Source organism: Pontixanthobacter luteolus, assembly GCF_947494915.1.
Taxonomy (GTDB): Bacteria; Pseudomonadota; Alphaproteobacteria; order Sphingomonadales; family Sphingomonadaceae; genus Pontixanthobacter; species Pontixanthobacter luteolus.
This window is the reverse complement of the sequence record NZ_CANLWR010000001.1, coordinates 780,448-792,170: the sequence shown is the minus strand read 5'-3', so window position 1 is coordinate 792,170 and position 11,723 is coordinate 780,448. Positions and strand designations below refer to the sequence as shown.

General features: G+C 58.1%; 13 protein-coding genes. 4 read left to right on the top strand and 9 right to left on the bottom strand.

Annotated features, from left to right (window positions below; genetic code table 11):
- Nucleotides 1-40: 40 nt before the first annotated feature.
- From PO778_RS03795 to PO778_RS03760, 8 genes are all read right to left on the bottom strand, one after another.
- A complete protein-coding gene (locus tag PO778_RS03795) occupies nt 41-238 on the bottom strand; it encodes a hypothetical protein (protein WP_160729757.1) in 198 nt (65 codons plus the stop codon).
- The gene (nuoE, locus tag PO778_RS03790; protein ID WP_271438659.1) at nt 238-906 is read right to left on the bottom strand and encodes an NADH-quinone oxidoreductase subunit NuoE; all 669 of its coding nucleotides are present in this window, start codon (nt 904-906) and stop codon (nt 238-240) included. The genes PO778_RS03795 and nuoE overlap by 1 nt, the downstream gene beginning before the upstream one ends.
- A gap of 54 nt (nt 907-960) precedes the next feature.
- Nucleotides 961-2,172, bottom strand: coding sequence for an NADH-quinone oxidoreductase subunit D (locus tag PO778_RS03785; RefSeq protein ID WP_160729755.1), 1,212 nt, complete (start codon nt 2,170-2,172; stop codon nt 961-963).
- Nucleotides 2,172-3,020, bottom strand: coding sequence for an NADH-quinone oxidoreductase subunit C (locus tag PO778_RS03780; RefSeq protein WP_271438658.1), 849 nt, complete (start codon nt 3,018-3,020; stop codon nt 2,172-2,174). Before PO778_RS03780 ends, PO778_RS03785 begins: the two co-directional genes overlap by 1 nt.
- A gap of 14 nt (nt 3,021-3,034) precedes the next feature.
- Nucleotides 3,035-3,580 (bottom strand): NuoB/complex I 20 kDa subunit family protein, encoded by a 546-nt coding sequence (locus tag PO778_RS03775; RefSeq protein ID WP_160730624.1) that lies wholly within the window; start codon nt 3,578-3,580, stop codon nt 3,035-3,037.
- Nucleotides 3,581-3,588: 8 nt separating this feature from the next.
- Complete coding sequence (gene ndhC / locus PO778_RS03770; protein WP_271438657.1) at nt 3,589-3,963, bottom strand: NADH-quinone oxidoreductase subunit A; 375 nt, start codon at nt 3,961-3,963, stop codon at nt 3,589-3,591.
- Nucleotides 3,964-4,066: 103 nt separating this feature from the next.
- Nucleotides 4,067-5,320: an SMP-30/gluconolactonase/LRE family protein gene (locus PO778_RS03765; protein ID WP_271438656.1), complete on the bottom strand. Its 1,254-nt coding sequence runs from the start codon at nt 5,318-5,320 to the stop codon at nt 4,067-4,069.
- Entirely contained in the window at nt 5,317-6,750 is a 1,434-nt protein-coding gene (locus PO778_RS03760) for a coniferyl aldehyde dehydrogenase (RefSeq protein ID WP_271438655.1), read from the bottom strand. The genes PO778_RS03765 and PO778_RS03760 overlap by 4 nt, the downstream gene beginning before the upstream one ends.
- A 169-nt stretch (nt 6,751-6,919) precedes the next feature.
- Between PO778_RS03760 and PO778_RS03755 the strand changes: the two genes are divergently transcribed.
- Both PO778_RS03755 and PO778_RS03750 read left to right on the top strand, forming a co-directional pair.
- Nucleotides 6,920-8,116: a thiolase family protein gene (locus PO778_RS03755; protein ID WP_271439336.1), complete on the top strand. Its 1,197-nt coding sequence runs from the start codon at nt 6,920-6,922 to the stop codon at nt 8,114-8,116.
- 79 nt (nt 8,117-8,195) lie between these two features.
- Complete coding sequence (locus PO778_RS03750) at nt 8,196-8,579, top strand: hypothetical protein (RefSeq protein WP_271438654.1); 384 nt, start codon at nt 8,196-8,198, stop codon at nt 8,577-8,579.
- Nucleotides 8,580-8,672: 93 nt separating this feature from the next.
- Here the strand turns inward: PO778_RS03750 and PO778_RS03745 are convergent, their stop codons facing one another.
- Nucleotides 8,673-9,143 carry an SH3 domain-containing protein gene (locus PO778_RS03745; protein WP_271438653.1) on the bottom strand — a complete coding sequence of 157 codons (471 nt, stop codon included), beginning with the start codon at nt 9,141-9,143 and terminating at the stop codon, nt 8,673-8,675.
- Between the two features lie 91 nt (nt 9,144-9,234).
- On the opposite strand from PO778_RS03745, the gene PO778_RS03740 reads away from it, so the two are divergent.
- Nucleotides 9,235-10,266, top strand: a complete 1,032-nt coding sequence (locus PO778_RS03740) for a 2-hydroxyacid dehydrogenase (protein ID WP_271438652.1) — start codon at nt 9,235-9,237, stop codon at nt 10,264-10,266.
- A 113-nt stretch (nt 10,267-10,379) separates the two neighbouring features.
- Nucleotides 10,380-11,702, top strand: coding sequence for an ammonium transporter (locus PO778_RS03735; RefSeq protein WP_271438651.1), 1,323 nt, complete (start codon nt 10,380-10,382; stop codon nt 11,700-11,702).
- Nucleotides 11,703-11,723 lie beyond the last annotated feature (21 nt).

Genomic DNA, 11,723 nt, shown 5'->3' with positions numbered 1-11,723 from the left:
GCAAAATACCCCGTTACGAGTGCAAGAATTCACGGTGCGCTCAATCACCTTCGTCTTCTCCAACCGGTGTCGATGCGAGCGCAGCCACGCCGCCAATCAGCAGTGCAAAGCCGGCAATCATCATCCCGTCACCAAGGCCGTCCGGTCCGAAATACATCGTAAGGCCGCCGGCAATGACCGACAGACTGCCAAGCGACATGGCGATGCGCGATAATTTGCGGGTCCGTACGAACTCCATCACCATTCCTTCCGGTAATCATGATTGGCGTCGACCATATCCTTGAGAGTGGTCGGGCCGCCGCTCGGCTCGGAGGTATGACGCCCCGGCTCCTGCGTGCCTTCCTTCGGCTCCTTACCGGCGGCCAGCGCGTCGAGAACGGCATCGAGCCGTTCAACAGTCAGGTCTTCGTAATTGCCGTCGTTGATCTGAACCATTGGCGCTGTGGCGCAATTGCCCATGCATTCGACCTCGGTCAGCGTCCACAGGCCGTCTTCCGAAACTTCGCCTTTGGCCATGCCGCGCTTCTTGCAAGCGGCGATAATATCATCGCTGCCGCGCAGCATGCAGGGGGTGGTTCCGCAGACTTGCACGTGGAATTTGCCCACGGGAACAAGGTTGTACATGAAATAGAAGGTCGCAACCTCGACCACACGGATTACCGGCATATCGAGATAATCGGCGATGTATTCCATCACCGGCAGCGGCAACCAGCCCTGCGTATCGGTTTCCGCGCCGACCTGGCGCTGCGCCAGATCTAGCAGCGGCATAACCGCAGATTTCTGCCGGCCAGCTGGATATTTGGCGATATGGTAGTCCGCCTTCGCCTTGTTCTCTTCCGTCCAAGCGAAAGAGCCCCAGCGCGCGCGGAGTTCAGGCGTATCGGGTGCGAGATGACGATTAGCCATTAGACTGCTCTCTGCATGAGTTGGTCAGACCGAGGAAAACTGGAGACACCGCAATCACCGGTCGCACTCCCCGAACACCACGTCGATCGCGCCGAGAATGGCGGTCGCATCCGGCAGCATGTGGCCTTTCGACATGAAATCCATCGCCTGAAGGTGGCTGAACGCTGTCGGACGAATCTTGCAGCGATACGGTTTGTTCGATCCGTCGCTGACCAGATAGACGCCGAATTCGCCCTTGGGGCTCTCTGTCGCCACGTAGACTTCGCCCGCAGGGACATGGAAGCCCTCTGTGTACAGCTTGAAGTGGTGGATGAGCGCTTCCATCGACTGCTTCATTTCGCCGCGCTTGGGCGGGGAAACCTTGCGGTCGTCCGAGCAGATTGGCCCTTCGGGCATTTCCGCAAGGCACTGCTTGATGATCTTGGCGCTCTCGTAGACTTCTTTCACGCGAACGACGAAGCGATCATAGCAATCCGAATTCGTCCCAACCGGGATTTCGAAATCCATTCGGTCATAAACATCGTATGGCTGCGACTTGCGCAAATCCCAGGGGATACCGGCAGCACGGATCATCGGGCCCGAGAAGCCCCAGGCCAGCGCGTCTTCCTTGCCGACATGCGCGATGTCAACGTTACGCTGTTTGAAGATGCGGTTGTCGAGCACCAGGCTCATCGCGTCGCCGAACAGTTCCGGCAGGCGGCCATCGACCCAGTCACCAATGTCGGTGAGCAGTTTCAGCGGCACATCCTGGTGCACACCGCCCGGACGGAACCATGCCGCGTGCATGCGCGCGCCAGAAGCCCGTTCGAAAAAGTTCATGCAATCTTCGCGAAGCTCAAACACCCACAGGTTCGGCGTCATCGCACCAACATCCATCACATGCGCACCAATGTTCAGCATGTGGTTGCAGATACGGGTCAGCTCGGCGAACAGAACGCGCAGATACTGGGCGCGCTCGGGCACTTCGACATTCAACATCTTCTCGATCGCGAGAACGTAGGAATGTTCCTGGCAAAGCGGCGAGCAGTAATCGAGACGATCGAAATACGGCAGCGCCTGCAGGTAGGTTTTGTGCTCGATCAGTTTCTCGGTGCCGCGGTGGAGTAATCCGACATGGGGATCGATCCGTTCGATGATTTCCCCATCGAGCTCCATGACCATCCGCAAAACGCCGTGCGCCGCAGGGTGCTGCGGGCCGAAATTGATGGTGTAATTGGAGATGACCTCATCACCGGTAGTCGGCGATTCTTCGAGTTGGACGCCCATTACTTGGCCCCTCCCTTCGGCTTGGTAGCAGCCTTGGTGTCGGTCGTTTTGCCCTTGCGGGCTTTCTTGGCGGGGCGATCCTCTGTCGGTTCAGGAGGGTTCGCAGCCTTGCCGCCCTTTTCCTTGTCTGGCGCGCCATCGCTGACTTTATCAGCCGCCTTGGCATCTGCTTTGGCCCCAGCACCTGTCTGCTTGGGGCTCTCAGTTGTCTTGGGCTCGTCAACCGGCGGGGTATCCGCTTTCTCGTCACCTGGAAGAACGTAATCTGCGCCCTCCCAGGGACTCATGAAATCGAACTGACGGAGATCCTGTGCCAGTTTCACCGGTTCGTAGACAACGCGCTTTTCGTCTTCGGAATAACGCAGTTCGGTATAGCCGGTAAGCGGAAAATCCTTGCGGAACGGGTGTCCTTCAAAACCGTAATCGGTCAGGATTCGGCGGAGATCGGTGTTTCCGTCGAACAGCACGCCGTACATGTCGAACACTTCACGTTCGAGCCAGCCAGCATTCGGCCACAGCGTCGTTACTGTCGGTACAGGCGTATCTTCAGAAGCGCTGACCTTGACCATCACGCGGTGGTTTTTGGTCACGCTAAGCAGCATGTAGACGACTTCGAAACGCTCTTCGCGGCCAGGAAAATCGACACCAGCGATCTCCATGAGCTGCTGATAAGCGTGGTCATCGCGCAGTAGACGCAGGACATCTTCGATGCTGTCACGCTTGACGGTGAAGGAGATTTCGCCGTGCGTTTCGCGCGCATCAAGCAGCATCGAACCCATCGCCGCAGCGAGGGTTTCCTGAACACCGTCATTCGCGGCGAATTTGGGGGCGGAGTGAAGTACAGCCATGTTGGTTACCGCCCTTAACGCTCGATCGTGCCGCTACGGCGGATCTTCCGCTGCAACTGCATCACGCCATAGAGCAAAGCTTCTGCCGTCGGTGGACAACCGGGAATATAGATATCCACCGGTACGATACGGTCACACCCGCGAACCACGCTGTAGCTGTAATGGTAATAACCACCGCCATTTGCGCAGCTGCCCATCGAAATGACATATTTCGGATTGGACATCTGGTCATAGACCTTGCGCAGAGCCGGAGCCATCTTGTTACACAGAGTGCCGGCAACGATCATAACGTCGGACTGGCGCGGTGACGCGCGCGGGGCGACGCCGAACCGCTCCATATCATAACGCGGCATATTAACGTGGATCATCTCGACTGCGCAGCAAGCGAGACCAAAGGTCATCCACCAGAGCGAACCGGTACGCGCCCATTCAAACAGGTCTTCGGTGCTGGTGACCAGGAATCCCTTGTCATTAACCTCGGTCTGAAGCGCGTTGAAATAATCCGCGTTTGGCTGGCGAACCTCGCCGCCTTGTGCCGTTGGCATGTGAGCTGCGGTCATGGCGTTATCTACTCCCATTCCAGAGCTCCTACTTTCCACGCGTATGCAAAACCAATGATCAGTTCGAGCAGGAAGGTCATCATGGTGATCCAGCCGGCCCAACCGGTGAATTCGAGGCTGACTGCCCACGGGAAGAGGAATGCCGCCTCCAGGTCGAAAATGATGAACAGGATCGCGACAAGATAGAAGCGAACATCAAACTGGCTGCGAGGGTCTTCGAATGCGGGGAAGCCGCACTCATACTCGCTCAGCTTTTCAGCATCGGGACTGTGTGAGCCCGTCAGACGCGAAACGCCCATCGGCAAAAAGACGAACAGAGCCGACAATCCCGCTGCAATGAACAGGAAAATCAGGATCGGAAGATATTGTAATGGGTCGAACACGCATGAATCCTAGGGTTCAAATTCGTGCCCGCCTCTAGGCCTCTCAGAGCGCAGGTGCAAGGGTCAGCCGCTTGCAAATTTGGCGAGAAAGCTTGCGTTTCGATCAAAGGGGCAGGCGGCGCACCTGCGTGGGAATTGGCGAGAGCCCGTCTTTCAGCGTTCCGCCGGCCTGGAATTTATCCCATTGCCCCGTGGAAACGTAGTAAAGAGCGCCCCCGTAAATTGACCCACCGAGCGGCTCTGACCACTCCGAATGGTTCTGCTCCAGCACCTTCAAAGCGGTCGCGTAATTGCCATTTGGCGAAAGAGAGATTTCCACAATCCGCATCGGCATCATCCCGTTCTGGATTGCGATCAGGCTGTTACCGACACGCCAGATTCCGTCGATTCCATCGAGGATCATCGGCCGGGCCGATCCTAGACGAGAGACTGAACCTGTCTGCAAGTCTACAATAGCTATGCCGTATCTGTAGTCGCTGACGAAAATCCTGCGCCCATCAACAGAGATTGCGAGACCTTGCGGGGAGCGAAAGGTGCCGGGTGCAACAAATTCTGAAATCCGGCCACCCGCGAGCATGTAGATGCCGCCGCCAACCGGATCACTAGCATACACCGTACCGTCAGCGGCCACTGTCACATCGGAAAGATTCACGCCGTCTGGCGCTGCGATCTGGATCGGATTGTCCGGTTCACCCTGCCGGAAACCGTAAATGCCGCGAAATGGCTCATCCCCCTGCGGCATCATGCCCAGGTCACCCGATGCAACCCAGAACATTCCACGCGGAACATCAAAGACCATACCGCTAAGATTGCCGGCATCGGATGGAGACACAGTATTCCAGACACCAGGAGCAGACTGACTTGCCAGAGTTCGTGACACTACCGATGACACAATCAGGCCCCCGGTCAGCGGATCCACCGCCACACCTTCAACCAGTAACACGTCATCTGGCACGGATGCCGTCGCAACACTCTTTTCTATCCGCACGGCGTTTTGCGCAAGTAATCTGCTCAACCTGTCAGCTGTGGCGGTCTCACCCGCTAAATCGAGGATCCTGCCGCGTGCATCTTCGCTAAAAGAGTATCCGCGCACGGCCAGCCATAACGCCTCTCGCACCGTCCCTGCCGCATTCTCTGCACCGAAATATGCCTGCAGCAGCCGCAAATGGACGGATGCGCTGTCAGGATATGCCAGCGCCAGCTCAGCAAGTTCGGCCTCACCGGAAACCGCTCCTGTGTTGGTTGAAACCGCACGCCAAACCGGGGCCGCCCTATCGACCGGGATGCCCGGCTGAACCGGTGGCTGATAGGTACAGGCTGCCGCCGCGAGTGCGAGCAGCAGCGCCGAAACCCTCATTTCTTCAACTGGGTCGAAATCGCCTTCTTTGTCGCCTTGCCATAAGGCGGCTTGAACCCGGCGATTCCGGCTACGTCAATCTTGGGCTGGCTGTAGACTGAACGCGCGTGGCTGAATTCCTTGAAGCCTTCAGGTCCGTGGTACGATCCAATTCCCGATGGCCCCACACCGCCAAACGGCAGGTCGTCCATCGCGACATGGAAGATAACATCGTTGACGGTGACGCCGCCGGAAATTGTCTGCTGGAGAACCTGCTCACGTTCTGCCTTGTCGGTCCCGAAATAGTAGAGACCCAGCGGACGATCATGGTCGTTCACGTAATCAATGGCCTCTCCAACATTCTTATAGGTTTTCACCGGCAGAACAGGTCCGAAGATTTCTTCCTGCATGGCCTGCATATCATCATTGACGTTGCGCAGGATCGTCAGAGGCATCTTGCGACTGTTGGTGTTGGAAAAGTCTTCCTCGCCTGGATTAACCTCGATCACCTCGGCACCCTTTTCGCGTGCGTCGGCCACCATGCCTTGCAAGCGATCGAAATGACGGTCGGTCACGACAGAGGCGTAATCGTCATTGTCCAGCAAGGTCGGATACTGGTTGTGCACCCCAAGCTGAACGGCGGCGACGGCTGCCTCTTCCTTGTCCTCGGGGACGATCATGTAGTCGGGCGCGAGGCAAATCTGCCCTGCATTCATCATCTTGCCCATTGCGATGCGTTCGCCCGCCTTCTCCAGATCGGCGCTATGGCCGAGCACGACCGGCGACTTGCCTCCCAGTTCCAGCGTTACCGGCACCAGATTGCGTGCCGCAGCCTCCATCACCTTGCGGCCCGTAGCGGTCGATCCGGTGAACACGAGATGATCGAACTGAAGCGACGAAAACGCCTGCGCCACTTCCGGGCTGCCGGTAATTACGGCGACTTCATCCTGGGCGAAGTATTTTTCAACCAATTCAGCCATCATGTCAGACGTTTTCTCAGTAAACTCAGATGGCTTGATCATCGCCCGATTGCCGGCTGCAAGAACCTGCATTAGCGGATTGAAAGAAAGCTGTACGGGGAAATTCCACGGACTGAGAATGCCGATCACGCCCTTTGGCTCAAACCGCAATTCCGCCTTGGCCCCGAGCAACCCGAGCGGGAACGTCGGCTTGCGCTTTTCAGGCTTGGCCCATTTGTCGAGATGCTTGAGGCAATATTTGCCGAAATTCACGCTGCCGACGATATCGGTCATCATCGATTGGTCACGGCTGCGATTGCCGAAATCCTCGTTCATTGCCTGGCACAAATCTTCACCATGATCGACGAGCAGAGCAATCGCGCGCTTGATACGGTCCTTGCGTTTGTCCAGCCCCTCCGGGCGTGCCGCAGTAAAAGCATCACGCTGAGCTTTGAGGATTGCTTCCAGTTCGTCTTTGCGATCACCGGCCATATTATCACTCTCCATTGGTATCTATTTGCCACTGATTGTTCACCAGCTTGGCAGGAATGACAAGCAAAGTGTTTGCCGGTTCGGCGGCGCAGAGCGCCAAGCCGATTGATTTGGCGGCACCCCCGCACTAACTCGGCGGCAAATAGACACCTCAATGAAAGGCAAATTCATGGTCCAGTTTTCCGCAAACGACCCGATCGTCATCCTATCTTACGCACGCACCCCGATGGGCAGTATGCAAGGCGCACTGGCCGATGTTTCCGCCACCGAACTGGGCGCGACTGCGGTCAAGGCTGCGGTCGAACGTGCAGGTGTATCGGGCGAAGAGGTCGACCGCGTTTACATGGGCTGCGTGCTTCCTGCGGGTCTGGGCCAGGCACCTGCCCGCCAGGCTGCGATAAAGGCCGGGCTTCCGAAGTCTGCGCAAGCAACCACTGTAAACAAGGTGTGCGGATCCGGCATGCAGACGGTAATCATGGGCGCCGAAGCGCTTGCATCCGGCTCCGTCAAAACCGTTGTCGCTGGCGGTATGGAGAGCATGACCAATGCGCCATATCTGTTGAAAAAACACCGCTCTGGCGCGCGACTTGGCCATGACACTGCGTATGACCACATGTTCCTCGACGGACTCGAAGATGCCTACGAAGAAGGCCGCGCAATGGGCACCTTTGCTCAGGATACCGCCAACGAATATCAGCTGACCCGCGAAGAAATGGATGCGTATTCGATTGAGTCCCTCAAGCGCGCAAACACCGCGATTGAAACGGGCGCCTTCGCCGATGAAGTGGTCCCGGTAACTTTCTCGACCCGCAAAGGCGAAGTGACGGTCGATACCGACGAAGCGCCTGGCCGCGGCCGACCGGACAAGATCCCTACTCTGCGCCCAGCCTTCGCTAAAGACGGCACGATTACGGCGGCAACGTCCAGCTCGATCTCTGACGGTGCAGCAGCCGTTGTTCTCACCCGTGAAAGCATCGCGTCTGAAACGGGCAAGAAACCCGTCGCCAGGATCATAGCAACTGCTGCGCATGCTCAGGAACCTTCGGAATTCACAGTTGCCCCGATCGGCGCGATCGAAAAGGTGCTGCAGCACGCCGGCTGGAGCGCCGACGATGTAGACCTGTGGGAAGTGAACGAGGCGTTTGCTTGTGTCGCCATGTTCGCCATGCGCGACATCGGCATCCCGCACGAGAAGATCAACGTCAACGGTGGCGGAACCGCGCTGGGACACCCGATCGGCGCTAGCGGGACGCGGATTATCGTGACTTTGCTCAATGCCTTGAAACAGCAAGGCAAGAAACGCGGCGTGGCCAGCCTTTGTATCGGCGGCGGCGAAGCGACGGCGGTCGCGGTCGAGATGCTCTGACCAATCTGCCTGCCAAAGGATTCGGCAAGCTGGCGATTCAGTGATAACTCTTCGGGATTCCAATCGAAGGAGGGGATTTATGAAGAAACTTATCGCAATCGCTGGCTGCGCCATTCTGGCAGCTTGTTCGCAAGGCGAGGCACCTGCAGAACAGGAAACTGTCGTCGCGACGGAAGAAGCGGCCGCTGAAGAGAGCATGGCCGGGTCCTATGATGTGACCGCGTCTGACGGCTCTGTCAGCACGACGACCATCGATGCAGATGGCAATTACACGACGACCAGTGCCGGCGGCACCGAGGTCGAGCGCGGAACCATGGTCCAGACCAATGGGCAAACGTGCTTCAATTCAGCAGAAGAAGGATCGGCGCCTGATTGCTGGACCGATGGTGAGCCTGCAGCCGATGGCAGCTGGGTCGCAACTTCGGACGCTGGTGAAACCGTCACCGTGATGAAGCGCCCGTAATCGGCATCTTTCCAGCACACTCAGCTGTGCAGGGATGAATAATGAAAAGGGCGGTCTTCGGGCCGCCCTTTTTGCATGCGATTTGAAGAAACCTTACGGTACGCTTGCACCCCAGAGCCGCTCCTGCCTGACCCAGCCTGTATGGCCTTTCACATCGAGCTCGCACCAGCCTGCTTCACAATCGCCCAGAATTCCCACGACGCCAGCCTCCAGGTTCCATTTCAGCTGGCTCTCTTCGGCAGGTTCCACTCGCATCGCGGTGGTACCTTCACCAACCACCAGCGCGCCTCTTTGCGGGCTGAGCAGTGTGGATGTCACCCAGCCCTGCGTGCCATCCATATCCTGGATCAGGCGCCAGCCTTCCGAAACCCGGACAACCTTGATCGGCAATCCCTTGCGGCGATAGACCCAGTCGATCTGGTAATCACGGCTGGGGCCGACGCGCATGTTCAGTTCTTCTGTCTTGATCGTCGCCCAGTAAGGCACGTCACGGTCTTGTGCGCGCAGCGGCGAACCGCAAAATGCAGCGAACAGCACAAGTGACAGGAGAATCCGGCTAAGCATCTGGTCTTGTTAGAGCCTTTGGCGGCACATCATCAAGCCATCATCTCTTGTCGCTTGACGATTTACCCGCTTGCGTCCTAGCGCTCACACCATGCCTCATAACAGTGACATTACCAGCAAGGACTCAGTCGGCCGCAGGATTGAGGGGAAACCTCGCGTGGTCGTTACCCGGCACCTGATGCCTTCGGTGGAAACGCGGTTGGACGAATTGTTCGACACTCGCCTCAATACCGATGACACCCCGTTCACTCGTGAACAGCTGGCGACGGCAATGCAGGACTGCGATGTTCTGGTACCGACAGTCACCGACAAGATTGACGCAGACCTTATAGCGCAGGCTGGTGACAAGCTCGGACTGATTGCCAGCTTCGGCGCCGGTACCGACCATATCGATCTGAAAGCGGCGCGTGACCGCGGGATCATGGTAACCAATACCCCAGGCGTTTTCACAGATGACACCGCAGATCTCGCCATGGCGGGCATCATCGGTGTCCCGCGCCGCATTCGCGAAGGGGTCGAACTGGTCCGCAGCGGACAGTGGACCGGATGGGCGCCGTCGCGCTTGCTCGGCCGTAAGCTATCGGGAAAAACCCTCGGCATAATCGGCATGGGGCGGATCGGGCAGGCTGTCGCCCACCGGGCAAAAGCCTTCGGATTGCAGATCGCCTATCACAACCGTAAACCGCTCCCCGCTGCGATAGAAAGCATGTTGGGCGCGAAATATGTCGAAGATGTCGATGATCTGATCGCAATGTCAGATATCGTCACCCTACACTGCCCGGCGACTGAGGCAACGATCGGCTTTTTCGATGAGCGGCGCTTCGCCTTGATGAAGCCGGGCGCATGTATCATCAACACCGCGCGCGGTGATCTGGTCGATCAGGAAGCGATGATTGCTGCCCTCGAAAGCGGTCATCTCGCCGGCGCCGGGCTTGATGTTTATGTGGATGAACCGAATGTCGATCCGCGCCTGATCCAGCACGCAAATGTCATGACCTTGCCGCATATTGGCAGCGCCACGGCAGAAGGCCGGGAGGCTTCTGGCGAAAAAGTCATCGCCAACATCCGCTTCTGGACAGACGGTCACCGGCCGCCAGATCAGGTGCTCGACGCGCTGGTTTGATCCATCAAAGCAATTCTTGTGAACAATCGTTGCGTCGCAGGGTTGTTTTTCAGTCGGAAAAAATCATAAGCAGCCCTCTGGTCCGGCACCGCCGGAACGAGAGGGGACTACCGATGCCGAATTTCCGCAGCTTCAAGGCGGCGTTCTACGCGCCTTTGTTGACGCTTGCCGCCCTGCCCTTGCCCGTCTCCGCACAGGATGCAGGGCAGATTGCTGTAAGCGACAGCGGTGATACCGCATGGATCCTCACATCGGCCGCACTGGTACTGATGATGTCGCTGCCCGGTCTCGGCCTGTTTTATGGCGGTTTGGTCCGCGCCAAGAACTTCCTGTCTGTTCTGATCCAGTGCGGCGCGGTCGCTGCGGTCGCGTCTGTCTTGTGGGTGGTGATCGGATACAGCCTCGCCTTCGGGCAGGTTTCCAATGGCTGGCTGGGCAATGGAATGTACTGGATGCTCGGCAATCTCGGCAACGTGCGCGAGGGGCTGACCATACCGGAAAGCACCTTCGCGCTGTTCCAGATGACATTCGCGGTGATTACGCCTGCGCTGATGGTCGGCGCATGGGTGGACCGTGCGCGGTTCGGCTGGGTGCTGGCATTCTGCGCATTGTGGGGCTTGGTTGTTTATGCGCCGGTCGCCCACTGGATGTGGGGCGGCGGCATCCTTTCATCGGCTTTCGGAGCGCTCGATTTTGCTGGCGGCATTGTCGTCCACACGACGGCCGGCGTCTCGGCACTGGTCATCGCGTTGTTGCTCGGCAAGCGTGACGGGTTTCCGCAGAAACTGATGCTGCCCCATGCCCCGGCGCTGACCATGGCGGGCGCGGCATTGCTGTGGGTCGGCTGGTTCGGCTTCAATGGCGGTTCGGCGCTGACGGCCACCGACGACGCATCATCTGCAATCATCAACACCCATGTGGCAGCCAGCGTTGCCGCGCTCACCTGGTTGCTGGTCGAAAAATTCACAGTCGGCAAGGCGACCAGCGTCGGCTGGGCAACCGGCGCGATTGCCGGACTGGCTACCATTACCCCCGCCGCAGGCTTCGTATCGCCTGGCGCTGCGATCCTGTTTGGTATCGCGGCAGCAGTAGTCTGCTACGGCGCAATCCAGCTGGTGAAGCAGAAGCTGCACATTGACGATTCGCTCGACGTCTTCGCCGTGCACGGCGTTGGCGGAATCATCGGCTCGATCATGCTTGGTGTATTCCTCAGCAGCGATCTTGGCGGCACCGGTTATGCAGAGGGTATGACCATGGGTAGCCAGCTGATCGCACAGATTGTCGCAGTCGGCGGGGTTGCACTGTTCAGCGCGGTTGTCAGCGCAATTCTGGCCCTGATGGTTTCCGTGGCAATCCCGATGCGGGTAAGCGCCGATGAGGAACGCGAAGGTCTGGACATCACCAGCCATGGCGAACGCGCCTGGGAAATGGATTGAGCCGCGTCTGGACGCTCTCGT